This is a genomic window from Spirillospora sp. NPDC049024, from assembly GCF_040649235.1.
Taxonomy (GTDB): Bacteria; Actinomycetota; Actinomycetes; order Streptosporangiales; family Streptosporangiaceae; genus Spirillospora.
Window position 1 is genome coordinate 198,178 of the sequence record NZ_JBEZFD010000002.1, and the last position, 24,874, is coordinate 223,051.

At 70.4% G+C, this 24,874-nt stretch carries 18 protein-coding genes, 2 tRNA genes and 1 pseudogene; 9 read left to right on the plus strand and 12 right to left on the minus strand.

Going from position 1 to position 24,874, the window contains the following annotated elements; translation table 11 throughout:
- Positions 1 to 294: 294 nt before the first annotated feature.
- The 4 genes from AB0C21_RS03805 to AB0C21_RS03820 form a co-directional block, all read right to left on the minus strand.
- Positions 295 to 789, minus strand: coding sequence for a DinB family protein (locus AB0C21_RS03805; RefSeq protein WP_500202530.1), 495 nt, complete (start codon positions 787 to 789; stop codon positions 295 to 297).
- Between the two features lie 62 nt (positions 790 to 851).
- On the minus strand, positions 852 to 1,610 hold the full coding sequence (locus AB0C21_RS03810) for a hypothetical protein (protein ID WP_500202531.1): 759 nt from the start codon (positions 1,608 to 1,610) through the stop codon (positions 852 to 854).
- 126 nt (positions 1,611 to 1,736) lie between these two features.
- Positions 1,737 to 2,000 (minus strand): hypothetical protein, encoded by a 264-nt coding sequence (locus AB0C21_RS03815; protein WP_500202532.1) that lies wholly within the window; start codon positions 1,998 to 2,000, stop codon positions 1,737 to 1,739.
- 160 nt (positions 2,001 to 2,160) lie between these two features.
- The gene (locus tag AB0C21_RS03820) at positions 2,161 to 3,396 is read right to left on the minus strand and encodes an ABC transporter substrate-binding protein (RefSeq protein WP_500202533.1); all 1,236 of its coding nucleotides are present in this window, start codon (positions 3,394 to 3,396) and stop codon (positions 2,161 to 2,163) included.
- A 1,382-nt stretch (positions 3,397 to 4,778) separates the two neighbouring features.
- Here AB0C21_RS03820 and AB0C21_RS03825 point away from each other — a divergent pair.
- Both AB0C21_RS03825 and AB0C21_RS03830 read left to right on the plus strand, forming a co-directional pair.
- Positions 4,779 to 5,312, plus strand: a complete 534-nt coding sequence (locus tag AB0C21_RS03825) for a hypothetical protein (RefSeq protein WP_500202534.1) — start codon at positions 4,779 to 4,781, stop codon at positions 5,310 to 5,312.
- A 1,264-nt stretch (positions 5,313 to 6,576) separates the two neighbouring features.
- The gene (locus AB0C21_RS03830; protein ID WP_500202535.1) at positions 6,577 to 6,981 is read left to right on the plus strand and encodes a hypothetical protein; all 405 of its coding nucleotides are present in this window, start codon (positions 6,577 to 6,579) and stop codon (positions 6,979 to 6,981) included.
- Between the two features lie 524 nt (positions 6,982 to 7,505).
- Here AB0C21_RS03830 and AB0C21_RS03835 read toward each other — a convergent pair.
- Together AB0C21_RS03835 and AB0C21_RS03840 are read right to left on the minus strand one after the other, a co-directional pair.
- A tRNA-Phe gene (locus tag AB0C21_RS03835) sits at positions 7,506 to 7,579 on the minus strand.
- A 20-nt stretch (positions 7,580 to 7,599) separates the two neighbouring features.
- Positions 7,600 to 7,677: transfer RNA gene (locus tag AB0C21_RS03840), tRNA-Asp, on the minus strand.
- 271 nt (positions 7,678 to 7,948) lie between these two features.
- Between AB0C21_RS03840 and AB0C21_RS03845 the strand changes: the two genes are divergently transcribed.
- The 3 genes from AB0C21_RS03845 (at position 7,949) to AB0C21_RS03855 (ending at position 12,226) form a co-directional block, all read left to right on the plus strand.
- Entirely contained in the window at positions 7,949 to 9,367 is a 1,419-nt protein-coding gene (locus AB0C21_RS03845; protein ID WP_500202536.1) for an amino acid permease, read from the plus strand.
- Positions 9,368 to 9,454: 87 nt separating this feature from the next.
- A complete protein-coding gene (locus tag AB0C21_RS03850) occupies positions 9,455 to 11,161 on the plus strand; it encodes an adenylate/guanylate cyclase domain-containing protein (protein WP_500202537.1) in 1,707 nt (568 codons plus the stop codon).
- Between the two features lie 117 nt (positions 11,162 to 11,278).
- Positions 11,279 to 12,226, plus strand: a complete 948-nt coding sequence (locus AB0C21_RS03855) for a glycerophosphodiester phosphodiesterase (protein WP_500202538.1) — start codon at positions 11,279 to 11,281, stop codon at positions 12,224 to 12,226.
- Here the strand turns inward: AB0C21_RS03855 and AB0C21_RS03860 are convergent, their stop codons facing one another.
- The gene (locus AB0C21_RS03860; RefSeq protein ID WP_500202539.1) at positions 12,227 to 13,108 is read right to left on the minus strand and encodes a LysR family transcriptional regulator; all 882 of its coding nucleotides are present in this window, start codon (positions 13,106 to 13,108) and stop codon (positions 12,227 to 12,229) included.
- 192 nt (positions 13,109 to 13,300) lie between these two features.
- Between AB0C21_RS03860 and AB0C21_RS03865 the strand changes: the two genes are divergently transcribed.
- Positions 13,301 to 14,647: a sensor histidine kinase gene (locus AB0C21_RS03865; protein ID WP_500202540.1), complete on the plus strand. Its 1,347-nt coding sequence runs from the start codon at positions 13,301 to 13,303 to the stop codon at positions 14,645 to 14,647.
- A 125-nt stretch (positions 14,648 to 14,772) separates the two neighbouring features.
- Here AB0C21_RS03865 and AB0C21_RS03870 read toward each other — a convergent pair whose 3' ends face one another.
- Positions 14,773 to 16,251, minus strand: a complete 1,479-nt coding sequence (locus tag AB0C21_RS03870) for a Crp/Fnr family transcriptional regulator (RefSeq protein WP_500202541.1) — start codon at positions 16,249 to 16,251, stop codon at positions 14,773 to 14,775.
- 908 nt (positions 16,252 to 17,159) lie between these two features.
- Between AB0C21_RS03870 and AB0C21_RS03875 the strand changes: the two genes are divergently transcribed.
- The 3 genes from AB0C21_RS03875 (at position 17,160) to AB0C21_RS03885 (ending at position 20,293) form a co-directional block, all read left to right on the plus strand.
- Complete coding sequence (locus AB0C21_RS03875; RefSeq protein ID WP_500202542.1) at positions 17,160 to 18,032, plus strand: helix-turn-helix domain-containing protein; 873 nt, start codon at positions 17,160 to 17,162, stop codon at positions 18,030 to 18,032.
- A gap of 251 nt (positions 18,033 to 18,283) precedes the next feature.
- On the plus strand, positions 18,284 to 18,496 hold the full coding sequence (locus tag AB0C21_RS03880; RefSeq protein ID WP_500202543.1) for a DUF397 domain-containing protein: 213 nt from the start codon (positions 18,284 to 18,286) through the stop codon (positions 18,494 to 18,496).
- A 282-nt stretch (positions 18,497 to 18,778) separates the two neighbouring features.
- Entirely contained in the window at positions 18,779 to 20,293 is a 1,515-nt protein-coding gene (locus tag AB0C21_RS03885) for an alpha/beta hydrolase (protein ID WP_500202544.1), read from the plus strand.
- Positions 20,294 to 20,296: 3 nt separating this feature from the next.
- On the opposite strand, the gene AB0C21_RS03890 is transcribed toward AB0C21_RS03885, so the two are convergent.
- The 4 genes and pseudogenes from AB0C21_RS03890 to AB0C21_RS03905 form a co-directional block, all read right to left on the minus strand.
- The gene (locus AB0C21_RS03890) at positions 20,297 to 20,980 is read right to left on the minus strand and encodes a maleylpyruvate isomerase family mycothiol-dependent enzyme (RefSeq protein ID WP_500202545.1); all 684 of its coding nucleotides are present in this window, start codon (positions 20,978 to 20,980) and stop codon (positions 20,297 to 20,299) included.
- Positions 20,977 to 23,913: an AAA family ATPase gene (locus AB0C21_RS03895; RefSeq protein ID WP_500202546.1), complete on the minus strand. Its 2,937-nt coding sequence runs from the start codon at positions 23,911 to 23,913 to the stop codon at positions 20,977 to 20,979. Before AB0C21_RS03895 ends, AB0C21_RS03890 begins: the two co-directional genes overlap by 4 nt.
- A 58-nt stretch (positions 23,914 to 23,971) precedes the next feature.
- Positions 23,972 to 24,589, minus strand: a complete 618-nt coding sequence (locus AB0C21_RS03900; protein ID WP_500202547.1) for an alpha-ketoglutarate-dependent dioxygenase AlkB — start codon at positions 24,587 to 24,589, stop codon at positions 23,972 to 23,974.
- Between the two features lie 63 nt (positions 24,590 to 24,652).
- Positions 24,653 to 24,820, minus strand: a pseudogene (locus tag AB0C21_RS03905) (ADP-ribosylglycohydrolase family protein); the annotation flags it as partial.
- Between the last annotated feature and the right edge of the window lie 54 nt (positions 24,821 to 24,874).

Consider the following 24,874-nt stretch of genomic DNA (forward strand, 5'->3'; position numbering starts at 1 on the left):
GAATTCGCCGCGCGGGGGATTGGCTGTCATTTCCATCATCTCCGCGAACCCACGGACAGGGCGGATTCGATAGGGGCTTTGGCAATGAGCTAAGCCCTTCGGCACGCGGTTACGACAGAAGCCAGGGCACCAGTTCGTCTAGTCCCTGGGAACTATGCGGAGCAACGCCGGGCAAGGTCCGGTGTCAGTGCGCCACGGGAAATGTGATGAGGCGGCCAATGTTCGATCGGTCATTGCTGCAATGCGCTGAGTGAGCGCGGCTTTCCCGCCGCTTGCGGTCTTCCCGTCCGGAACCTAGGCCTGGAGCAGCTGTTCGCGAAGGATGTCCGCGTGGCCGCAGTGCTGGGCCAGTTCGCGCAGCATGTGAAGGTAGACCCAGCGCAGCGGCAGCGGCCCGCGCCGGTTGCCGAGCACGAGATCGTCCAGGGCCAGGTCCGCCGCGGCCTGCCGAGACGCCGCGCAGGCCTCCCGATGGGCCCGCTGGACGGACGCGATCGTGTCGCCGTCGTCGAGATCGAACGACTCGTCGGGCGTGTCCGGGATGCCGATCTCGCTGCGCGGCCTGCACTTGATCGCCTCGTCGAACCAGACCTTCTCGACGAACGTCGCGTGCTTGACCAGCCCCAGCAGCGTGGTCTTCGAGGCGACCAGCGGACGTCGCGCCTGCTCCTCGGTCAGCCCGTCCAGGCAGTCGTGCAACGCGGCCCGGTGCTCATCGAGGAACACCTCGAACTGCTCGCGGAGCGGTGCGTCCCAAACGGCGGATTGCATGGACGAGAGAAGAGCCATGATCCCAACGATATGGGTCCCGCTCACGCGCGGTGTACGCGAAGCGAGCACGTGCTCGGGGCTCAGGGTGGGATGAGGGCCTTCCCCACCGCGTAGAGCGGATCGTCCCTGACCAGGGCGGGCACGTTGTCCTCCCACTTGCGCCGGACGTCATCGAGGCCGCGCTTGAAGAGCCGCCGCAGGGCGAAGCCTCCGAACAGAGAGGCCAGCGCGCCCACCGGCCGGGCCCACGAGCGTCCGCGGACCACCAAGGCCACATCGATCGACCAGCGACCGCCGTCCGCCGGCTCCGCAGCGATCGCCAGTTTCACCGAGACAAGCGAATGCGACAGTCTCGCGGTCAACGGCGGCTTGGCCCGCTTCGCGCCGGCCTCGCTCACTTGCTCCCACCACCGTTCGATATCGGCGCTGCCCTTCCACGACATCTGCCGCAGCCGTCCCGAACCCTGGTACCTCCCTGTCATGGTGAAATTCCTCGGCCGCGTGGCGCTGTCAAAGCGCAGCGCACCGGAGGCGGTGCCGTCGCCGTCCGAACTGGTGAATTCGACGCTGGTCTCGCCGCGGCGGCTCCACCGCGAAACGACCAGCTCGCTCGTCGAGTCGTCGTCTGCTTCGTCGCCCCCGTCCAGCCGGTACCGCGCGCCGGTCGCCAGATGCCGCCCTTTGACGAGTCGGACCCCCTCGATCTCGCCGATTTCGGTGACAACTGCGCCGTCGACCACACGAGCCGTCTCGAGCACTTCGTACAGGTCGGCAACGAACGTCTCAAACCATTGACGCGGCAGGGCCGAAACTGTGATCGAACCATGAAAACGCGCCATAACAGCTAATCCACCCCGCACCCACCCGCGTTACCCCTCAACTCCGACGACCCCGCAAACGCACGCCAACCGACGTAGGGAACAGGCAGCCCTGTCGGACATGAACGCTTGGCCACCGTAGAGTCGTCAGGGCTGTCGCCAACTGCCGATCCGTCGCCGCCCCCGATCGTTCAACCGACGGACGCGCCGCTCGTGCTGCCCGGCCCGACGTCGCTGGGCCCGGTCGATGAGCAGTGTTCGCGGATCGGCGGCCAGTTCGTACAACTCGACTTCGACCGGGTCGGCGTCGTGCTCGATGAGAGGGGCCAAAGCGTCCCGGTCCTGCTCCGCGGTCCATCGCCGGCGAACCTGCTCCCGCCAGACCCGCCCACTAGCCTCCGCCTCGTCCACACCCCGAAGGTAACCAGAAAGCGGCGGCCAGAGCACCGAGGATTCGCCGCCGGAGCGCTGGGCCGACCACGTCCTGCGCGCCGGAATCAACGCGTCAGTCGCGCGCCCCGCCTCCGCACTGTGGCCGAGCGCCCTGGTGGCGTCGGGTTCGCTGTTGCTCTCAGCAGTTGCAGAGGAGGCCGCGGGAGCGCCATTTTTCGAAGATCGGCTTGATCTCCGCTTCGGCCAGGGCCACCGACTCCCTGGGCGTCTGCCTTCCCTGGGCGGCGCGCGCCATCATCCGCGGCAGGATCGATCGGGTGAACACCTCGCCGATGGCGGGGTTGGACGGTCCCGGGTAGCCGATGTTCGCGGTCCATGTCGCCGCGTCCTGCAGCAGCTTGAGCTTGTCGGACGGCCGTGCCCCGAACGGGTCGTTGGACAGCCAGTGGTCCAGTTGCGGCACCACGGCCGGAAACGCCGGCAGGTTGTACAGCTCGGACTGGTAGGTGCTGCTCGCGTCGTTGGCCGACAGGTTGAGAAGGAACTCCTTGGCGGCGTCGACGTTCCTGGAGAACTTGGGGACGAAGTAGACGAAGACCGGCTGCGGGCCGCTGAGGCCCAGACCCGTCGGGCCCCAGAGCGGTCGCTTGAAGAAGATGTCGTCGGCGATCCTGGGGGCCTCGGCCTGCGCGGTGCGGAACGCCGAGACGGGGTTGGCGATGTAGGACAGTCGTCCGGCTATGAGCCCTTGGTTGTTGGAGAGCTGGTTCCACGAGAACACCTCCGGGGTCATCGCCTCCCGGTAGAGCCGCACCATGGCGGTGACGGCGGAGACCGTCCCGGGTGAGTTGATCACCACCTGCTCGACCTCGTTCTGCACCGACGCGCCGTACGACCACATGAGCGCCCGGACCGAGATGTTGGAATCCAGCTCGTTGGACATGCCGATGCCCACGGGGACGTTGAGCTTCCGTTTGATCGCCCTGCCGCCCTCACGCAGTTCGTCCCAGGTCGACGGTCCGTCGCCCATTCCCACCTGCCGCCACAGGCTCTTGCGGTAGTTGCCCTGGCAGGGGGCCCAGGCGTGGGTGTAGCCGTAGTACTTCCGCGTGGAGGGGTTGTAGGCGGCCTTCTTGCAGAGGGGCTGTTCGAGGCCGAAGCGTCTGACCGCCTCCGCCTGGAGGTCGCCCATGTCGACGAGGTACGGCTCGAGCTGCGCGGGAGGGCTGATCCACTCGATGAGGTCATGGCCGGTCCCCGCCTCGATCAACGCCTGCGTGCGCGAGACCAGGCTCTCGGGGGCGACGTGCTCGACCGTCACGTCCACTCCCACGCGCCTGCCCCACTCCTTGGCGAAGGCGTCGAACCACCTGTCGTAGCGGGGCACGTAATGCCGCCGCTGGAGAATTTTCAACGTGCCCGAGAGCTTCCGGGTCGGCGGGAGAAAGACGGTAGGAGGCTCCGGCTGAGCCACGGCCCCTTGATCTTCGCCGCCGGGGAACCGCGCGGCCGTCGTCGCCCCAAGCGCCACCCCCGCCAACTTGAGCGCCTCGCGCCGAGAAACCCGTCCAGGCTCCCGTCCCATCCCAGCCCCCATGTCCCGCAGCGATGACTTCACCCCCCCGGGGACTCACCGCCGCAACCTCCGGACGGACCGCGTTCGGCCCGATCGTCACCAACCGCGCGTACCCGTCACGCAGAGTTATCAACTCGTCACCATGCGCCCTTACTCGGATATGTGCAAAGCCCACCAGAGGCTGACGGTCGCCCAGCGCACCATCCTCCGACCACTGCGACGAACGACTCTGCGCGCTGCACATCGTGGCCGCTCCTTCGGCCGGCGGCGCGGGAAGCCCAACTCCGCCGCCGCTCCTGGCAGCCGCTGGCGGACCGGTGCCGCCTCGGCCGCTCCCATCACCCCGTCGGCCACCGCTTCCCCGGCATCCGCCGACGGCACGCACTTCATCGACTGGTACCCCGACAAGACCTCCTGCCGGAACGGTGGCGAGTACTCCAAGCGCCACGGCTACTCCGGCTACATCTGCCGACTCGACCCACGCGCGGCTGGGCTCTCTACGTAGTAGACCAACGATCCGACGTGACCTGACCTGGCGTGACAACCAACCGGCCAGGAGATGGATCGGTGTAGGGCGCCACTCAGCGTGCTGGCGAAGCGTTTCCGGGGGGTCGTCGTGCGGTTGCACGTCATCAAAAAGGGCGAGTCGCTCCCGGTCGATGAGTTCCCGGCTTCCTACGCTGCGGATGAGGACCAGGACGGCGCCAGAACCGCGGGCAAGACCGAGTCGGCACAGCCGCCATTGAACTGGCCGAGCAGGAGTTGTGCGCCGACCGCGGCCGGTGGGTGAACCAAGGCGTCCTGTTCGATGTCCGAGTGCTCATGCGCACGGTGCCTCCCGGCGGTCCTGGATCGGCTTCGGTCGGTTCGCATGGCTGCGATCGCCTGGCCCGTGCAGCCTGGCGGGAGTAACTGCGTTGGATGCCATCGAGGCGAAGTGTTAGCCTAGTCCTACATACGTAGTACTATCGCTACATGCCAGGCAAGCATACGCGAGCGGCCATCAAGGAGTTAGAGGAAGCCGGGTGGAAGATCACCTACACCAGCGGACGGGCTCACGCCTACGCGAGGGCCTCTTGCCCTGGCGGCCCCGGCTGCTGCGCCCCTCCCTTCTCGATCAACGGAACTCCCGACGTTGACGAACACGAGGCACAGAAGATCCGGAGGCGGATGCGACAGCACGACGCCAAGGTGGCTGCACGGCATGAAGGGAAGGATTGATGAGCACCTACTGGTTCGAGCTTGAGGTCGGCCCGGTCAGCGACCTTGAGGAGGCCGCAGAGCGGCTGTACTCGCGTTGCGGTGACGGTCAACTTTCCGGCGACGATCAGGGTGGCACGATCCTGTTCTCGCGCGAGGCGCCCAACGCGATCGGGGCGATCCTGTCGGCCATCGACGACAGCGAGCGCTCTGGGCTGGCGGTGACCGGCGTCATGGAGGATCTGGTGACCATCGACGACATCGCTGAGAAGACCGGCAGGTCGGCCCCAGCGGTCGGACACTGGACGACCGGTGAGCGCGGACCTGGAGGTTTCCCCGCTCCGGTCATTCATCGCGGTAGTCGCGTCAAGCTGTACTCCTGGGCTCAGGTGTCTCGCTGGCTTGCTGATGCGGGGCTAGGGAAGATCGACTCGGTCGCCGCGGAGGTCGCCGCTGCCACTGCTGACGTGGATGCGCTTCTGCGTGCTCGGCAGGTGCTACGTGACGCTCCTTCAGGGAAGCGGGAAGCTCTTGTGAAGCTGGTCGAGGCATAAGCGGTCCTTGAATAGCGCGTGCCCGTCCAGATCCATGCCCGCGTGCTCAGTTCCGCTGTGTCGGCGGCAGGCCGGTCGCCCTGTGCTCGACTGGGAGCGCAGCCGTTCGGGCAACGCGGCATAGCAACGCGTCCTCCAGCCGAGAAGACTGAGGCTCGGTGCAGGCGATCGCGCTAACATTCGGACTGTGGCAGGCTGTTGCGGCATGATGCCGCCCGCCAATGCTTCGGGTCAACCGGTCAACTTGGCCGACGCGTTTGACGTGCCGGTGATTATGCGAAGTAGTTCGCCGCTCCAGCCTGAACGTCGACCATCGAGAAGCCGCATAGATAAAGCCCGGTCGCCTTGGCCGAACCTCCGGGACGTGGTGCCGCCGGGTGACTACCTGGTACCAACGACGTGGCGCGAGGTAATCGATGCGGCCATGACATATGGGCGCGATCCTTACGCTTGGCTGGCCGCCGTTCCTGGGCTCGCCGCAGCAGAGATCATTGCTCGACGTTTCCCATTGAGCGCATACCTGTGCCGCACTGGCAACGGTATCCATCTTCCGGGATCAACCGGTTGCCGTCTCGAGCCGAACGTGGTCTACCAGGAGGGAACAGAGAAGACGGCACGCGCTATGTTCGCCTATCGCATCGGCATGACGATGGCCGAGTGGGTCTGCCGGGGCCTGATGGGCCTAGGTCCGACGATTCACGCCGAGGCTTTGCCCTTGCTCCCTGGACGCGGACCGCTCTGGTCTCAGAAGAATGGTCAGCCCGACCTTGTCGGGTTCCATCGGAAAGAACCGCGTACTTGGCTTATCGAAGCCAAGGGGGCTCGCCGTATAGGCAAGCCAGAATTGACGAGGGGGGCGAGTCAACTCTCTGCGAGCGGTCTGATGACGGGTCCGCATCTACGTGTCCTGTGCGGCACGAGCATCGAGCACAGGGTTTTCATCACGGTCGATATCGAAGCTTCAGGCAGAAAACGAGAATGCAGTGTTCCGCCCAATGGCCCCCGGCGTCCAGATGAGGACGACACGGAGTTGGTCGCGCTCGCGCGCTCTCGGATGCTGACCTACTACGCACTAGAAGCCCTCCCCCGAGAACTGCTGTCGGTGCGTCCAGTAGGACCCGCAGTAGCGGACCTTGGAGCATCTCGGAGGCAAGTAACCGATCTCGTAGTTCCGCTTGAATGGGACGACAGTACCCGCAGAGAACGCATGGTCGCGCGCGATAGGTCCGCATATGCTCGTCGTCCGCCTTCGGAGAGATGGGATATGCTGACCGGCAAGGTGCCCGGAACTGATCTTACCTTGGGGATGTCACGCCGATTGTTCGCCGCATGCCAGAGCCTCGCTGCTGAGCAGGCCCGGTTGCTGCCCGATGTCCGAGGCGACTTGCCGGATCTTTGGGAGATTCCTCCCGAGATTAGGGAAGATATGGCCGAAGAACGTATCAGAGAACGCCGGGCATGGTTCGCTGAACGAGAAGCCGGTGAACGCGAGCGCCTGCTCGGAACGACGCGTCAGGCGTATGAGCGCGGAAGAGAAAGCTCTTGGCAGGATCTTCTTGACATTGAGCCGCAGCTCGACATCGAACCACAGGCTAATCAGTTGGAGAGTGCAACCTTGGACTCGTATCTCGCCATCGAAGCCAACACGATTGCAATGGCCGCTCAATAGTCGCTTCTGGGCGCAGCGGATCGGGCACGTTCCGCCCTGCATCCGCAGACGCTGTGCACAACCGCATGGGGGTTTACGGCAGGTCGATAATTGAGACCCTCAAAGCATTCTTGGTCGATCGGGTCGCAGGTGGGCGGAAGACCGCCGTGGCTGCCCTTGCGTTGCCGGCGGCAGGCCTGGTCGGCCAGCACTGGGAACGTGGCTGCGATACCGCGTCGGCGCAGGTGGGCGCGGATCGTCCAGGACCCGTAGGGGCCGGGTCGCCCCGAACCCGGCCCAGGCAGGGTTGGGGGCGACCGCGCCCCTGCCTGGGCCACGGGATACCGGCCATCACCGCCTTGAACTGCTGCTGCGGTTGCTGGACCGGCCAGCGTCGCGTGGCGTTGGTTGCGGTGCGATCTTCGGCACGTATTCGGCACGGGGCTCGCCGAGGGCCGGTGACGGTCGGACACAGCCGGACAGACGAGAGAAGCGCCCGGACCTGTTCTTGCAGGTCGGGCGCTTCTTTGTGGAGCTTGATCAGGTGGGCAGGGGCGGGGTCGAACCGCCGACCTTCCGCTTTTCAGGCGGACGCTCGTACCGACTGAGCTACCTGCCCAGGACGCGCGTCGGCGCGTCTGGCGGTCCTGACGGGATTTGAACCCGCGGCCTCCACCTTGACAGGGTGGCGAGCACTCCTAACTGCTCCACAGGACCTTGCTGCTCCGAGCCTAGCGGCTCTGGAGGGGTGTCTTGGCCGGTTTTCCCGGCGCTTGGCGACGTCCGAGAGCATACGCGATGGCCGAGTGCGTCGCCAACTCGATTACCCCGGGCGGGGGAGGGGACGAACGGGGCAGGGGGATACCGGGCGGGCAGGTGTGTTTCGTGTTTGTGCTTGGGGCTCCTACTCTGTCCGGGTTACGCAACCGTGCGTGATCGGAGGGTGGCGCCGCTTCCCCTGTGGGGGCGGCTGTAGAGAGGAGGCCGCGTGGTCGCGAAGCTCCCAAACGACCAGAGCGCGGAGGACTACCAACGCGGGCTTGGCACCCGCCAGATCCAGATGCTGGCCATCGGCGGGACGATCGGCACCGGGCTGTTCCTGGGCGCCGGAGAGAACATCGCCAAGGCCGGGCCGAGCCTGATCCTGACGTACGCCGTGGCGGGGCTGGCCCTGTTCTTCGTCATGCGGGCGCTCGGCGAGCTGCTGACGTACCGGCGGACGGAGGGCGGGTTCGCCGGGTATGCCCGGGAGTTCCTCGGGCCGTTCTGGGGCTACGCCACGACCTGGACGTACTGGATCATCTGGGTGACGACCGGGATGGCGGAGCTGACCGCGGCCGGCAAGTACATCCAGAAGTGGTGGCCGGGCGTCGAGCAGTGGCAGACGGCGCTGGTCGCGCTGGTCGTGCTGTTCGTGGTGAACCTGATCTCGGTGAAGCTCTTCGGCGAGCTGGAGTTCTGGTTCGCGATGATCAAGGTCGCGGCGATCGTAATGATGATCCTGGTGGGGCTCGGGGTGCTGGTCTTCGGGTTCAGCGACGCCGGGGACACCGCGCGGGTCGGGAACCTGTGGGACCACGGGGGCGTGTTCCCCGAAGGGGCCGGGGCCACGATCATGACGCTGCAGATGGTGATGTTCGCCTACCTGGGCGTCGAGCTGGTGGGCGTCACGGCGAGCGAGGCCAAGGACCCGGAGAAGAACATCCCGCGGGCGATCAACGCGCTGCCGCTGCGGTTCGCGCTGTTCTACCTGGGGTCGCTGCTGGTGATCCTCGCGGTGGTGCCCTGGACGGCGTTCAAGGGCGGGGCCAGCCCGTTCGTGCTGGCGTTCGACCGGATCGGCATTCCGGGCGGCGGGGACATCGTCAACTTCGTGGTGCTGACGGCGGCGCTGTCGTCCTGCAACGCGGGCGGGCTCTACTCGACGTCCCGGATGCTGCGGACGGCCGGCGTCAACGGGGACGGCCCGAAGGTGCTCGGACGGCTCAACGGGCGCGGTGTGCCCGTGCTGACCGTCGTCATCTCCGCGCTGGTCATGGGCATCGGCGTGGTCGTCAACGCGGTCGTGCCGGACAAGGCGTTCGAGTACATCACGTCCGTCTCCACCGGTGGGGCCCTGCTGGTGTGGACGGTCATCCTGCTCGCGCACATGGCCTACAGGCGGCGGGCGGCGGCCGGTGAGCTGCCGAAGGCGCCGTACCGGATGCCGTGGGCGCCGTACACGAACTGGGCCGTGCTGGCGTTCTTCGCGTTCGTCACGGTGACGATCGCGTGGGAGGCCGACACGCGGATCGCGCTGTACGTGATGGGCGCGTGGGCGGCGCTGGTCGTGGTCGGCTGGCCGTTCGTCCGGCGCAGCTCCCAGGAGGCGCGGGTTCCGGTGGCCGTGGCCGAGGAGAGCGTCTGAGGGAGGGGCGTCCCGGCAGTCGACCCGCCGGGACGCCCGCCGCCGTGGGATGATCCCCCCGGCGGTTCCTTCCCTCCGGAGGCGCGCGTGACCAGCAGGCTCGAGATCCGGGTGCGGTGGGTCCTGCTGTTCGTCGTGGGCGTCGCGAACGCCGTCGGCGCGCTGGTGGTGCTGCTGTTCGCGACGTTCGTCGTCCCCGATCCGCCGCTGGACGACCGCGACTACGTGCACCTGGTCAACGCGGTCGCGTTCTTCAGCTACCCGGTCATCGCGGCTCCGGCGGCGCTGCTGTGCGGGTTGTGGCTGTGGCGCCCGGTGGTCACGTTCGTCCGGGACGGGGGCGAGCCCGACCGGCGGCAGCGCCGGGCCGTGCTGCTCGGGCCGCTGCGGCTGACGCTGCTCGTCGGGGCGCTGTGGGCGGTCGGCGCGCTCGGCTGGGCGGCGCTCGACCTGATCCTGTTCACCGGGCGGCTCGCGGTGAAGACGGGCCTGACGTGCCTGCTCGGCGCGGGCACGACCTGCACGATCGTCTACCTGCTGTCGGAGCGGCTGCTGCGGCCGGCGGCGGCGCTGGTGCTGGGCGCGGAGCGGCCGAAGCGGCTCCGGCTGCCCGGGGTGACGACGCGGGTGATGCTCGCCTGGGCGCTCGGGACGGCGATCCCGGTGTTCGGGCTGATCTGCGTCGCGATCGCGGCGCTGGCCTCGCCCGACATCAACGTCACCCAGCTCGCGATCACGATCCTCGGGCTCGGCGGCGCCGCGCTGCTCGCCGGGGTCTGCGTGATCTACATGGCGACGCGGGCGATCGCCGATCCGATCAAGGCGGTGCGCAGCGGGATGGCGCAGGTCGAGCGGGGCGATCTCGGCGCCGAGGTGGCCGTGTACGACGCGAGCGAGGTCGGGCAGCTGCAGGCCGGGTTCAACCACATGGTCGCCGGGCTCCGCGAGATCGAGTGGCTGCGCGACCTGTTCGGGCGGCACGTCGGCGAGGAGGTCGCCGACCTGGCGCTGGAGCGCGGCGTCGTCACGCTCGGCGGCGAGACGCGCGAGGTGGCCGTGCTGTTCGTCGACCTGACGGGGTCCACGAGGCTGGCCGACACGCGCGGCCCGGACGAGGTGGTCGGGCTGCTCAACAAGTTCTTCGGCGTCGTGGTGTCGGTGGTGGCGAAGCACGGCGGCTGGATCAACAAGTTCGAGGGGGACGCGGCGCTGGCGATCTTCGGGGCGCCGACGCAGCTGGAGGACTCGGCCGGCGGCGCGCTCGGCGCGGCCCGGGAGCTGGCGGTGCGGCTGCGCGCCGAGGTGCCGATGCTGGACGCGGGGATCGGCGTGTCCGCCGGCCCGGTCGTCGCCGGGTACATCGGCGCCGAGGAGCGGTTCGAGTACACGGTGATCGGCGATCCGGTGAACGAGGCGGCCCGGCTCAGCGACCTCGCGAAGGACGAGGAGGGGCGGGTCCTCGCCTCGGCGACCGTCCTCGACCTGGCGCACCTCGCCGAGTCGGACGAGTGGGACGTCGGACGGTCGGTGACGCTGCGCGGCCGGAGCCGTCCCACCCGGCTGGGCATGCCCCGCCACCCGGCTCCTCCCGCGGTGCCCGCGCCGCGGCGGGCGCCGAGGGCGGAGCGGACGAGGTTCCCGCGCCCGCTCAGGCGCAGCAGGAGGCTGCTGTTCGGCGCGCTGGTCCTGGCGAAGGCGGCCAGGAGCGCGCGTGCCGCGGAGGCGGACGAAAGGGACGGCACAGACGAGTCCGGGGGCCGTTCGGGCGGATCGGCCGTGTCTGACTCGTCCTGACGGGACCGGATGCGTATCGTCACCATCGGTACACAGTCTGCTACCAATCCGTCACCCCGGTGTCACCGGACGGTCCGAGGGTTGGGGCGGACAGCCCCGGCTCCCGAGAGGTGACTGATGCACCGGCGGAATCGTCTCGCGCTCATCGCCGTCCTGGCCACCGCGGCCGTCGCCGTCCCGGCGGCGCCCGCCGCCGCCCGGCCAGGCCCCGACCCGTTCCTGGCCCCGCCGGGCGCCCCGGAACCGCGCCCGCGCACCGCCCCGGCCCGAGCCCCGGATCCGGACGCCGACGTCGTGGACGTCGCGCACCGCGGCGCGTCCGCGTACGCGCCGGAGAACACGCTCTCGGCGTTCAGGCTCGCCAAGGCCAAGGGCGCCGACATGTTCGAGCTGGACGTCCAGGAGACCAGGGACCACCAGCTCGTGATCATGCACGACACCACGCTCGCCCGGACGACGAACGCGGAGGACGTCTACCCGGAGCGCAGGCCCTGGCGGGTCGCCGACTTCACCCTCGCCGAGATCGGGAGGCTGGACGCCGGCGGCTGGTTCGCGAAGCGGTACGCGGGCGAACGCGTCCCGACGCTCGGCCGGGTGCTGGCCGCGATGCGCGGCAGCGGCCTCGGGCTGCTCCTGGAGATCAAGAGCCCCGCGCTCTACCCGGGCATCGAGCGGCGAGTCGCGGCGGAGCTGAGGCGGTACCCGTCATGGCTCCGCTACGACCCGCACGAGCGGCACCTCGTCGTCCAGTCGTTCGACTGGGAGTCGGTGCGGCGGTTCCACGCCGTGCTGCCGAGGGTGCCGACCGGCCTGCTCGGTACCCCGGAGGTCGACGACCTGCCGGACCTCGCGGAGTACGCGGACCAGGTCAACCCGCCCTTCGGCGGCCTGACCGAGTCCTACGTCGACGAGGTGCAGGACGCGGGGATGGACGTCCTCACCTGGACGATCGACGACGCCCGCGACATGGAGCGGGCCGTCGACCTCGGCGTGGACGGGATCATCACCGACAGGCCGGACGTCCTGCGCGCCGTCCTGGACGACTCCGACGAGCGGGCGGCCTGATCAGGCGGGCGTCCGGCGCGCGCGGGCGATCAGCGCCCGCGCCGCCGGGCCGCGCGGCCCCTCGGCGCGCCAGGCCAGGGCGATCCGGCCGGTGAGCCGCGGGCGGACGACCGGCAGCGCGTGCAGGTCGTCCGGGCGGCCGCGCGCCGCCGACTCGGGGAGCACGGCGACGCCGAGGCCGTGCGCGGCGATCTCCGCCAGCACGGGAGGCTCGCCCGCCTCGAACGCGATGCGCGGGCGCAGGCCGGCGTCCGCGAACGCCTCGTCCAGGACGGCCCGCAGCCCGGTGCCCTTCGGCAGGCACACCAGGTTCTCCTCGGCGAGGGCCCGCAGGGTGACCGTCGACCTGCGGGAGAGCGGGTGGCCGCGGCCGACGGCGGCGAAGAGGTCCTGCTCGATGACGACCTGCGTCGCGATGCCCTCGGGCGGTTCGGCGCCGATGCTGAGGAAGGCCAGGTCGATCCGTCCGGTGCGAAGCCCTTCGGTCAGCCTGGCGGTGTCCTCCTGGACGACCGTGATCTCGACGTTCGGATGGTCGCGGTGGAAGCCGGCCAGCATGCCGGGGAGGTCGAGCGACCGGATCCAGTCGATCGTGCCGATCGTGACGTGCCCGCGGAGCAGGCCCGTCAGCTCGTCCACCGACAGGCGGGCGCCCTCCACCGCCGCGAGCGCCGCCCGCGCGTAGGGCAGGACGGCCGCGCCGACCTCGGTCAGCCGGACGGTCCGCCCGGAGCGGTCGAGCAGCGGCTGGCCGAGCTCCCGCTCCAGTTGCCGGATCTGGGCGCTCACGCCCGGCTGGGCGACGTGCAGCCGGGCCGCGGCCTTGGTGAAGCCGGCCTCCTCCGTAACCGCCACGAAGTACTCAAGTTGGCGCAGCTCCATAACCGAGCATTCTAGTCCGTGCGCCCATCAGCGCTTTGGCTTCTTCTTGACCGGTCGGTTCGGCAACCATTTCTTTGGCCTGTCTTGTATGCGTCACTGCTGTTCAGAGGACTGATTTCGGCGTGTGCGGTGATTACCTCACCTGCGGGAGGTCGGGTGAACGGACGGCGCACATGGTCCATACGGGTGCGGATGACCGTTATTGCCGGGACGGTCACCGCGATCATCTGCGCAATCGCGACGACGCTGATCCTCGTGGCGGCGCGGGGATCGGAGAGCGACTCGTCCCGCGGCGAGGCGACCGCGGCCGCGTTCCGGCTGTCGTACGTGCTGCGGCGCGAGTCGGCGCCCGCCCGGCTCGACGCGGGGGAGGGCGTGATCCTCCAGGTCCTGGACGAGAACCGGTCGGTGATCGCGGGGACGCCGGGGCGGGTACCGGCGGGCCGGCCGCTCGCCGACTTCGTCCCGTCCGCGACGCGCGTGTACTCCACCCGGAGGGTGTGCGCGCCGGTGCGGCGCGACCGGTGCCTCTGGGTGATCGGCTTCCGCGTCTTCAAGCCGGGGGGCGACTGGCTGATCTACGCGGCGGTCCCGATCGTCCCCTGGTACGTGCATCCCGGTCTGATCATGTTCCTGGCCAGCGTCTCGCTGCTGGTGATCCTGCTGGGGTGCCTGCGGGCCTGGGCGACGGTGGACCATTCCCTCGCCCCCGTGGAGGCGATCCGGGCCGAGCTGGCGGAGATCACCGCGCAGCAGTCGGGCCGCCGGGTGACGGTGCCGGAGTCGCGGGACGAGATCAGGCGGCTCGCGGAGGCCGCGAACGCGACCCTGGACCGGCTGGACAGCGCCCTCGAACGGCAGCGCACCTTCACCTCCGACGCGTCCCACGACCTGCGCAGCCCCATCGCGGCAGCGCGCGCCCAGATCGAGGAGGCCCTGCTCTACCCCGACGACGTCGACTGGCCGCAGACCGCGCGGGGCGTCCTGCAGACCCTGGAGCGGCTCCAGGCGATCGTGACGGACCTGCTGCAGCTCGCCCGGCTGGACGCCGCCGCCTGGCAGGAGGTCGAGACGGTCGACCTCGGCGCGCTGGTCACCATCGAGCTGGCGCGCTCGGAGCGGACGAAGCGGATCGTCCCGCATCTCCAGGAGGGCGTGACGGTGTGCGGCGACCGGCTGCGGCTCATCCGGCTCCTGACGAACCTGCTGGACAACGCGGAGCGGCACGCCGAGTCGCGCGTCGACGTCACGGTCTCGCGGGAGGACGACATCGCCGTGCTGGAGGTCATGGACGACGGCGCGGGCATCGCGGAGAAGGACCGGGACCTCGTGTTCCAGCGCTTCGCCCGCCTGGAGGCCAGCAAGTCCCGCGACCCGGCGGGCTCCGGCCTCGGCCTGCCGATCGCCCGGGAGATCGCGCGGCTGCACGGCGGCACCCTCACCATCGAGGACAGCGAGCGGGGCGCCCGGTTCGTCATGCGGATACCGCGGCACCACGACGGCCGGCCGGTCGACCAGCCGCAGCCGCGGCGGGGGTGAAAGCGGAGAACCCCGCGGCGACGGTGCGCGCGGGGTCGTGGCGGCCTGGACGGCCGGGGAGGCGGGACGGCCTGGTGCGGCCCGCGCGGGGGGCGGGCCGAGCGGGCCGGCGGCCGGTCGGACGGTCAGAAGGCGGGAAGGGCGGGCAGGCCGCGCAGGTGGATCCAGCCTTCGAGGTCCGACTCCTTCACCCGGCAGGTGATCCGCTCGTACTCGGCGGCGGTCACCTGGCCGGGGCTCGGGACGATCACGGAGTCGAAGACGAACCGGGACGCGATGACGCCGAGGTCGGCTCCGGTCGCGGCGAGCCGCTCCTTCAGCGGGCCGGCGTCGAGGAGCCGGGCCGCCGTGATGATGGACGAGCCGGACACGCCGGGCGGATCGGGCATCACGGGGCCGACGTTCACCGCGACCCTGAGCTGGACGCGGACGGCCCCGCTCGCCCGGTGGTTGTGGCCGCGCAGCCGCCGGCCGAGCGACACCATCATGGGGTCGACCACGGTCGCCGTCGGCACCTGCGGCGGGATGACGATGAGCGCGCCGTCGCCCCGGTCCTCGACGTGGCAGGCGTGCCAGGGGACGCCGGACTCCTCGAACGCCTCGCGCAGTGCGCGGTACATGGCGCGGCGCACGTCGATCCGGTCGACGTCGTTGCGGGCGGGCGAGCTGAACCCGGCCACGTCGGTGTAGACGATGGTGCAGTTCTGGCCGGCCCAGGACGGGCCGTCGTCGTCCGGGAGGACCATGGGCTGCGTCGGCCGGTCCCAGGACGTCTCGACGGCCGCCTCCAGGGACCGGACCCGCCGCCGGGAACGGGCGGGCACGGTGCGGGCCGGCACGGTCGGGGGCACGGTCGGGGGCACGGTCGGGGGCACCGGCGGGGTCGCGGACGCCCCGGTGACCACGGCCGTGGGCTCCACCACGCGGGCCTCACCGCCGCCCCAGGGCTCGTGCGCGGCGCTCGGAGCGGCCACCGCGAACGGCCCCGCCATCGCGTACGGGTAGTTCGGGACCACCGGGATCTGCGTCGTGGCGTACGGCTGCGGTGAGCCGTGCTGCGCGGCGGTGCCGTACGGGTTGCCCGCGCCGGCGGGGTAGTGGACGCGCTGCGGCGGCCGGCCCGGACCCTGCTCGGTCATCCGGTTGTACATCTCTCGCTCGAGGACGGCGACCACGTGCGGGTGATCGCTCAGGTAGGCGACGAACTCGTGCGTCGTCAGGCACAGGACGTGGAGGGTGTCCATGGCGACGACGGTCGCCGAGCGGCGGCGCAGCTGCAGGGCGGCGCGCTCGCCGATGATGTCGCCGGGCCCGCGGAAGGCGACGAACCGCTCGCGCCCGTCCCGTTCCACGGAGACCCGTACCGTGCCCGACTTGATCACGAAGGTGTGGTCGGCCTCCTGGCCCTCGGTCCACAGCACGGTGCCGGCCGGGTGGACGACCTCCTGCGCCAGGACGAGGAAGGCGGCGCGCTCGATGGTGGTGAGCCCGTTCCAGAATCCGGGCCGCCGGGCGTTCTCGGCCGGCCGGACGGGCCGCTGCCGCGGGACGATCTCGGCGGGGACCATCTTGTCCGGGTCGTGGTGGCGGGCGTGCTCGTTCATCGGGCCCCCCGCCCGACGTCAGGCCTGGCGGGAGGCGACTCTCCCGCCGGACGCGCGGGGTGGGCGGCGAAGGTGGGGGACGGTACGTGCTGTCTGGACATGTCAGGGACCCCATGCCTCGAATCGCGACTCACGGGTCCGCCGGGCACCGGTCAGGTCCGGTGGGGGCGGTGACCGGAGTCACATCACCTATGGTCCGCACCGCGTGATCGCGGTTAGACTAGATGAGTCCGCAGAGACATTTTGGCAGGTCAGCCCGGATCTTTCTGCGTCTTCGCAGAGGATGCGCGCGGAGCGGCCCGGCTGTCTCGTGCGGCCCAGGGAGTCGCTCTCCGCTCTCCCACCGGTCGTCATGGCTGCCAAACCGGTGATCGGTGGGAAGCGGCGGGCGACTCTGTCGCCTTCGCTGGCTCTGTTGCCTTCGCTGGCTTCGCTGCTTCGTGCGTCTTTCGTCCGGCGTCGCCTCTCGCGGCGTTCCCGGATGCTGGTCTCCCCTTGCGACCTCCCCGTGTGGCGCGTGCGCCCCTCTCGTTCCCCGGCCCTTTGTCGTTCCCGCCTGCGGCCGGCCCGTCATCCGCCTGCGGTCGGCCCCGGCCGGGATGCGCCTTGGGCCCGGCCGGGTCTTCACCCTGTGTTCAACCTCATCCGCTCCCGGATGTGGCATCGCGTCTTGTTGCATCGCGTCGTCTGCTAATCTGCTATGTAGCACATTACAACAGAGTCCGACGGTATGCAGCACTCTGGAAGCTACCCACGCGAGTTTTGGGCGATATGGCGGGGTCTGGTGGGCGGAGCGAAGATCAGATGTCCAAGACATGTAGCGCCGTGTGTGGAAGTGGGATGCCAGGTCCCCGACTGCCATGTAGCATCCAGTTTGGTGGCATGCACTACTCAGAGTGAGCGAACCCATGGCCAGTGACCAGGGCCCGATAGTCCAGAGTGCGTTGCTTCGCACCGAGCTCGTCCGCCTGCGCAAAGAGAAGAAGCTGACGCAGGAGCAGGTGGCGCGGCAGTTGGAGTGGTCCCCGTCCAAGCTCATCCGGGTGGAGGGCGGCAAGAACGCCATCACCCGCACCGACCTCCAGGCGCTGCTCGCCGTTTATGACGTCACGTCGGAGGGACGGCAGGAGCGGTTGCAGGCCCTCGCCCGCGGCGCGCGCGAACCCGCCTGGTGGAACGCCTACCGCGGCGACCTGGATTCGACCTTCCTCACCTATGTCGGCTATTCCGCTGGGGCGGCCTACATCCGGCAGTTTCACGGGACGGTCGTTCCCGGGCTGATCCAGACCCCCGAGTACGCCGAGGTCCTGTCGACCGGCAAGGTCTCCGAGCAGGCGCGGGTGCTCGCGGCGAAGCTCCGCATCCAGCGGCAGCAGGAGTTCGCCAAGCGGCAGAACCCGCCGCGCCAGCACTACATCATCGACGAGGCCGTCATCCGCCGGCATGTCGGCATCAAGACCGATCCGGCGATCATGCCCGCCCAGCTGAACCACATCGCGGACGCCTGTGAACGGGACGACCTGCTGACCGTCAGGGTGATCCCGTTCAGCGCGGGCGCCCACCTCGGGCTGGAGGGTCCGTTCAGCCTCCTGGAGTTCGACGGCGACCTCGACGACGTCCTCTACCTGGAGGGGCGGTCGGGAGCCAGCGTGATGGTCACTGGCGAGGACGACCGGATCGCCGAGTACCGCGACACCTTCGAGCTGCTGCTGGAGCAGGCGCTGTCGGCGGACGAGTCGGTCGCGATGATGCGGCAGGCCGCCGAGGCGCTCATGAGCTGACCCGCACCGACTCGACTCGACCGGGAGGTGACCGCCGCATCCGGCATCCACAAGGCGAGTGGCCGTCATAACACACTCGGTGATCTTGTGTTCCCTTGTAGGCGGGATAACTAGAACCGTTTACACTCGTGATCGGGAAATTTTCCACAAGGTCGTGGTTTGTTATGCCCTACTTGGCCGCCCGCCCGGCGTGCCCTGCCTCGTCCGCTATAGCGACGAGGCAGGGCGCGTCGGCAACGGATGGAGGTTGGATGGTGTACCGCTCGGCCCCGAGGGTGGTGCTGAACTGGCGTAAGAGCAGTGCGAGCGCCGACGAGAGCGCCTGTGTGGAAGTGGCGGCCTCCGGGCCGTCGGTTCTGGTCCGCGACTCGCGCAATCCCTCCGCCGGCCACCTGGCTCTGGCTCCCGCCCACTGGCAGGCTCTCCTGACCGCGATTCGCAACGGAGACCTCGACGGTCGCTGAGTCACTGGACTCATTTTTCCCGCCTATCTCAGGAATAGCCGAATACCACGACGTTGTGACGTATTGATTGGCGACTCTTGATAGGGATCCGGAGGGACGGACGGTTCCAGCGCATCCCTGAGCGAACCCTGAGCGAACCCTGAACCGCCCCTGATCACCCTGTTCCGGTGCGGGGACCGCGCCTACCTTGATCGTCAGCGGTCCCCGGCCACGGCCGGGCCGGGGACCGTCGCCCGCCTCTGAAGGGGCGGGCTTCTGACGTCCCCCACCGGAAGGTCCTCCATGCTGCGCAGAAACAGGCTCGCCGCCCTGGCCGGGGTCGGGGCCGGGGCCGTGGCGCTGGCAGGCGTCGCGCTCCCCGCCACCGCGTCGCCCGCGCCGCGCTCGCCGTCCGTCCAGGCCGCACCGCGCTCGGCGTCCGCCATCGACTGGCGCGCGTGCGGCGACGACGGCAAGGCGGAGTGCGCGACCCTGCGGCTGCCGATCGACTGGTCCCGCCCGGACGGCCCCGCGTTCGGCCTCGCGATCGCGCGCCGCAAGGCCCTCGACCCCGATGCCCGCGTCGGCACCCTCGTGTTCGGTCCCGGCGGCCCCGGCGACTCCGGAGTCCAGCGCGTCACCAGGATCGAGAGCGGCATCGACCGGTTCAGCGACGAGCTGCGCCGGCGCTTCGACATCGTCAGCTTCGACCCGCGCGGCATCGGCGCCAGCCATCCGGTGACGTGCTCGGCCGACCTCGTCCGTGCCGCCCCCTCGCCGATGATCAAAAGTGCGGCGCAGTTCAAGGCGACCCTCGCCCACAACGCGCGCCTGCGGGCCGACTGCCGTGCCCGCACCGGCCCCCTCTACGACCACGCCGACACGCTCAGCACCGTCCGGGACGTCGACGCGATCCGCGCCGCCCTGGGCGAGTCGAAGCTGACCTTCCACGGCAGCTCGTACGGAACGCTGCTGGGCGAGATGTACGCCGAGACGTTCCCGGGGCGCGTCCGGGCGATGGTGCTGGAGAGCGTCGACGACCACAGCATCCCCGACGCCCGGCGGTTCCTGACCTCCGAACTGGCCGCCGCCCAGGACTCGTTCGACCAGTTCGCCGCGTGGTGCGGGCGCACGCAGGAGTGCGCCCTGCACGGCAAGGACGTCCACGGCGTATGGCGCGACCTGCGCGCCCGCGCCGCCCGAGGAGAACTGCCCGACCCGTCGACGCCGGGGGCCGCGCTGCCGGAGTTCGGCCTCGTCCTGATGGCCTACAAGCGCTTCTACGGCCCCGACTGGGCGCAGCTCGCGTCCACACTGGCCGAGCTGGACGCGGCCCCGCCGCTCAAGCCGGGCACGCGCACGGCGGCGGCCCCGAAGGCGGGGGAGACCACGACCGACCCCTTCACCGCGCAGTTCTGCTCCGACTGGAGCCTGCCCGTCCGCGACTACGGCGAGTACGCGAAGATCATGCGCCGCACGGAGAAGGTCGCCCCGGACATGACGTTCGCGCGTCCCGTCATGGCGATCTCCGCGTGCCTCGGCTGGCCGCAGCCCGTCCGCAACCCGCAGCACCGCCTGCAGGTCGAGGGGAGCGCGCCGATCCTGCTGGCCAACGCCGTCCACGACCCCGCCACGCCCTACGCCTGGGCGAAGACCGTCGAGCGGCAGCTCGGCCCGACAGGACGCCTGCTCACCTACGAAGGCGCGGGCCACGGCAGCTACAACCGCGGCCCCTGCATGCAGAACACGATCGACGCCTACCTGATCTCCCTCACCCTCCCCCCGCGCGGCACGACCTGCCCGGCGCAGCAGCAGTAGGCGTCAGTAGAGGAAGGGGAGCGTGACTCCCCCGGCGCCGGTGAGGCCGGTGCCGGGGGAGCGGCCCATCAGCCAGGCGAGGAGCGCGGCCGCGGGGCCGGTGACGAGTACGTCGCCGCGACCGTGCTCCTCACCCGTGTCGGTGGCACGGATCCGCAGGTCCGGCGCACCGTCGCGGCGGGAGTATGACGCGGTGACGGCGGCGAGCATCCGGGTGGTGAAGGAGGCCGGCCAATCGGCAGGCCCGAAGCCGGCGTCGAGGTCGACGTGGTGGACGAGCACCTCGGTGAGGCGGGCGTCGGCGGCGCGGGACGCGGGGTGGCGTGCGCCCGCGGTCCACTGGACGACCCTTCCCCACGCCTCGTCCGGCATGAGCGTGAAGGCGGCTGCGAACCGCTGGGCGCTCTGCCGGACGTCCTCCAGCAGCACGCGCGCCGGACGGTGCGCGCCCTCCTCGATCTCTGCGGCACGGGCCTCCGGGCTGGGGTACTCGCGGGTCTCGACACCGGTACGCGCCCAGGTCAGCAGGCGGGTGCCGCCGTCGGCGTTGCGGGCGACATGGGTCAGGACGTGACCGCGCGTCCAGCCCGGAAGGAGGGACGGCTCGCGGACCTCGCGGTCGTCCAGCCGCTCGGCGGTGGCCAGCAGGGCGTGCGTCGCGGCGGTGATCTCGGCGAGCGAGATCACGGGGCGATGTCCTCGGGAAGGAGGGTGGTGAGTTGGGCGGTGGTCAGGTCGGCGCCGGTGTTCGCCAGTTGTTCGGTGCGGCGGGCGTGGGCGGTGACGGCGGAGCGGAAGAGCTTGTCGACCTCGCGGCCGTTGCCCTCCCGGAAGCGGTCGCGGTCCGCCTTCAGACAGGCCGCGAGAGCCGCCCGGGTCGGGTCGGGGACGAGGTAGTCCGCCGCCTCCGCCTTGCCCAGGAAGATCGAGACGAGGCCGTCCACCTCGTAGGGGCGGAAGGCCAGCGTGCGGGCGAAACGGGAGGCCAGGCCCGGGTTCGCGGACAGGAAGCCCGCCATCTCGGCGGTGTACCCGGCGGCGATCACGATGACCTCGTCGCGGTGGTCCTCCATCAGCTTGACCAGCGTGTCGATGGCCTCCTGCCCGAAGTCGTGGCCCGTGCCGGCGCGGCGCGACAGCGTGTACGCCTCGTCGATGAACAGGACGCCGCCGCGCGCGCGGTCGAACACCTCGGCCGTCTTCTGCGCGGTCTGCCCGACGTACTGACCGACCAGGTCGACCCGCGCCGCCTCGACGACCTGGCCCTGCGCGAGGACGCCGAGCGCCGCGAGCAGCTCCCCGTACAGCCGCGCCACGGTCGTCTTGCCGGTGCCCGGCGGGCCCGCGAAGACCAGATGCCCGGTGAACGGCTCGGCCTCCAGCCCGGCGGCGCGCCGCCGCCGGGCCGAGGCGAGCAGGTCCAGCAGGTCGCCGATCTCCCGCTTGACCTCCTCCAGCCCGGTCATCGCCGACAGCCGGGCGAGGACGGTGCGCACCTGGCCGGCGTCCCGGGCCTCCCCGAACCGCGCGGCGAGGCCCGTCTCGACGTCGAGGTCCTCGGCGAGCAGCTGGCTCAGCTCCTCGCCGGACGGCAGTTCCTCCAGCTCGGCGAGGCGCTGCGCCTGCCGCTCCACCGCGGCCTCGAACACCCGGCGCGCCGCCCGGCCGTTGCCGAAGGCCGCGTCCCGCCGCTGCGAGGTGAAGTGCTCCAGGATCGCCGTGCGCGCGTCGTCGGCCAGGCGGTAGCCGTCCTTGGCCGCGTGCGCCTCGGTGATCTGGAGGAGCTCGGCCGGGCTGTAGTTCTCGAACTCGACCGTCCGGGAGATCCGCGATTTCAGTCCCGGGTTGGCGGCGAGGAACTCGCGCATCTCCGCCGAGTACCCGGCCGCGATGACGACGACCTCGTCGCGGTGGTCCTCCATCAGCTTGACGAGCGTGTCGATGGCCTCCTGCCCGAAGTCGGTGCCCGTGGTCTTGCGGGCCAGCGTGTACGCCTCGTCGATGAACAGCACGCCGCCGAGGGCGCGCGCGAACGCCTCGGACGTGCGCAGCGCGGTCCCGCCGACGTTCTCCGACACGAGGTCGGCCCGGCTGACCTCGACGACCTGGCCCTTCTCGACCACGCCGAGCGCCGCGAGGATGCCGCCGTACAGCCGCGCGACGGTCGTCTTGCCGGTGCCCGGCGGGCCCGCGAAGACCATGTGCCGGCCGATCGCCGGGCCGGGCGGCAGGCCCGCGAGGCGCCGCTGCTCGGCGACCTTCTGCAGGTTCGTCAGCTTGCGGATCTCGCGCTTGACCGCGGCCAGGCCGACCATCGCGTCCAGTTCGGCCAGCAGCGCGTCGGCCGACGCCCCGGCGGGCCTCGCCTCGGCCGGCGGCGCCGGCCTGGCCTCCTCCTCCGCCGCCGGCTCGGTGACCTGTGCGGTCACGCCGCCGTCCGGCTCGTCGTCGAGCCTGTCCGCCCCCCGGTTGCGCTCGCTCGTGAGGCCGCTCGCGTCCACGCTCGCGCCGCGGCTCGCGGTGACGCCCGGGCCGTGGTTGTCGACCACCGTGCAGCCGCGCAGGGCGAGCTCGCCGCCCGGTTCGACGCTCACCCCGGCGAACCCGCTGCCGCTGACGGTCGTCCCGTCCAGCAGGGCGCGCGCCCCGGGGGCGAGCCGCGCGCCGAGCTTGCCCGCGTCGGCGATGCGGCCCCGGACGACCGTGACGTTCGCGTGCTCGGTGAAGGACAGGCCGTGGGCCCCCGCTCCGAGGACCTCGCAGTCCTCCAGCAGCGCGACGCCCTTCTCGACGACCACGCCCGTCCGGTGCGGCGCCTCCATCCTGATGCGCCGCGCGGTCAGCGAGCCGCCCGTCGCCACCCACAGCGCGTCCGCGCCGGCGTCCGTGATCAGGCAGTCGTCCGCGACCGCCTTGCCCTTCTCCACGGCGATCAGGGACGACTGGCCGGAGCCGTGGAACGCGCAGTTGCGGATCGCCGCGTCCGCGCGGTCGTCCACCCGGATCCCGGCGCTCGCCGGGGAGCTGATCGTGCACTGCTCGATCAGCGGCCGCGACCCCTCGGTCACCCAGATGCCGTGGCCGCCCGCGTCGCCGATCCGGCACGACCGGATGGTCACCGAGCTGCCGCTGCGGATCGCGACCGCGTTGCCGTCCGTCCCGGTGACGCCGGTCCCCTCCATGAGCCCGGTCGCGGCGCTGTACACGACCGCTCCGTCCTGCACCTGGCAGTCCCTGAGCGCGAGCCGGGCCCCGTGGGCCGCGCGCACGGCGAGGTCGGAGCGGCTCACGAACTCGCACTGCTCCGCCAGGACGTTGCCCTCCGCGACCTCCAGCGCGAGGCCCTCGGCGCTCCAGTTGCGGACGATGAGGCCCTGCAGCGTCACCTGCCCGGTGAGCTCGACGGTCGCGTCCATGGCGCCGTCCAGCGTGACCGACCCCGGCCCGCCCACGGCCGTGAGGACGAAGTCGCCCGAGCTGCGGAACCCGGTGTTCGGATACAACCCCGGCTCGACCAGGATGTGCCGCCCGGCGGCCCCGAACGGCATCGGCGCCTGGAGCGCGTCGAGCACCGTCGGGTACGCCCGCGGGGAGGTCTGTGACACGACCAGACGCAGCAACGGGCCTCCTCACGAATCACCGCTTATGGTGCCATGAGGCGCCCGGCGCACGCCCGGGTCAGCGGACTCCGCGAGGCCTGAACTGGACGCTGATCCGGGGGCCCTTCACGCGGGCGCTCTTCGGGATCGCGTGCTCCCACGTCCGCTGGCAGCTCCCGCCCATGACGATGAGGTCGCCGTGGCCGAGGTCGCGGCGGATCGCCGCTCCGCCCCCGCGCGGGCGGAGCAGCAGGCTCCGCGGGGTACCGACCGACAGGATCGCCACCATCGTGTCGTGCGTGGCGCCGCGCCCGATGGTGTCGCCGTGCCAGGCCACGCTGTCGCGGCCGTCCCTGTAGAGGCAGAGCCCGGCCGTGCGGAACGGCTCCCCGAGCTCTTCGGCGTAGTGCTCGTCGAGCGCCGCCTTCGCCTCGTCCAGTACGGGATCGGGCAGCTCGGCGTCCTCGTCGTAGAACGCCAGGAGGCGAGGGACGTCCACGACCCTGTCGTACATGCGCCGGCGTTCGGCCCGCCATGGGACGGACGTGAGCAGCCGCTCGAACAGCGCGTCAGCGTTGGGAATCCACCCCGGCAGGACGTCCACCCAGGCGCCGCGCTCCAGCTCGGTACGCCGCACCGCGCTCAGAGGCCGCGGACCGCTCTCGTCCGTACCGTCCAGCAACGACGCTTGGAACATGCCCCTACTCTACCCGTCCGGTCAAACATGTGTTCGATCACCGGGGCGTCGTCGCGCGGCCGGTCAGGAAGGGTTGATCCACTCCGGTAGGGGCTCGGTGACCCGCCGCCACGCGTCCGGCAGGTCGTGGAGGTCGAGTCCGGCGGCGGTGATGCCTCCGACGATGGCGCAGGTGGTGTCGATGTCACCGCCGGCCGTCGCGGTGGTCCAGATGGCCCGCTCGTAGTCGGCGAGAGCCGAGCGCGCTGAAGACGGTCAGGTGGCATTTCGCTCATCCTCGCAGAG

Bases quoted from the DNA above. Each gene is read 5' to 3' on its own strand.
- AB0C21_RS03870 (WP_500202541.1), bottom strand. From the start codon at position 16,251: ATGAACGAGCACGCCCGCCACCACGACCCGGACAAGATGGTCCCCGCC.
- AB0C21_RS03865 (WP_500202540.1), top strand. From the start codon at position 13,301: ATGACCGTTATTGCCGGGACGGTCACCGCGATCATCTGCGCAATCGCG.
- AB0C21_RS03830 (WP_500202535.1), top strand. From the start codon at position 6,577: ATGCTGACCGGCAAGGTGCCCGGAACTGATCTTACCTTGGGGATGTCA.
- AB0C21_RS03855 (WP_500202538.1), top strand. From the start codon at position 11,279: ATGCACCGGCGGAATCGTCTCGCGCTCATCGCCGTCCTGGCCACCGCG.
- AB0C21_RS03860 (WP_500202539.1), bottom strand. From the start codon at position 13,108: ATGGAGCTGCGCCAACTTGAGTACTTCGTGGCGGTTACGGAGGAGGCC.
- AB0C21_RS03900 (WP_500202547.1), bottom strand. From the start codon at position 24,589: ATGTTCCAAGCGTCGTTGCTGGACGGTACGGACGAGAGCGGTCCGCGG.
- AB0C21_RS03885 (WP_500202544.1), top strand. From the start codon at position 18,779: ATGCTGCGCAGAAACAGGCTCGCCGCCCTGGCCGGGGTCGGGGCCGGG.
- AB0C21_RS03805 (WP_500202530.1), bottom strand. From the start codon at position 789: ATGGCTCTTCTCTCGTCCATGCAATCCGCCGTTTGGGACGCACCGCTC.
- AB0C21_RS03810 (WP_500202531.1), bottom strand. From the start codon at position 1,610: ATGGCGCGTTTTCATGGTTCGATCACAGTTTCGGCCCTGCCGCGTCAA.
- AB0C21_RS03880 (WP_500202543.1), top strand. From the start codon at position 18,284: ATGGTGTACCGCTCGGCCCCGAGGGTGGTGCTGAACTGGCGTAAGAGC.
- AB0C21_RS03875 (WP_500202542.1), top strand. From the start codon at position 17,160: ATGGCCAGTGACCAGGGCCCGATAGTCCAGAGTGCGTTGCTTCGCACC.
- AB0C21_RS03825 (WP_500202534.1), top strand. From the start codon at position 4,779: ATGAGCACCTACTGGTTCGAGCTTGAGGTCGGCCCGGTCAGCGACCTT.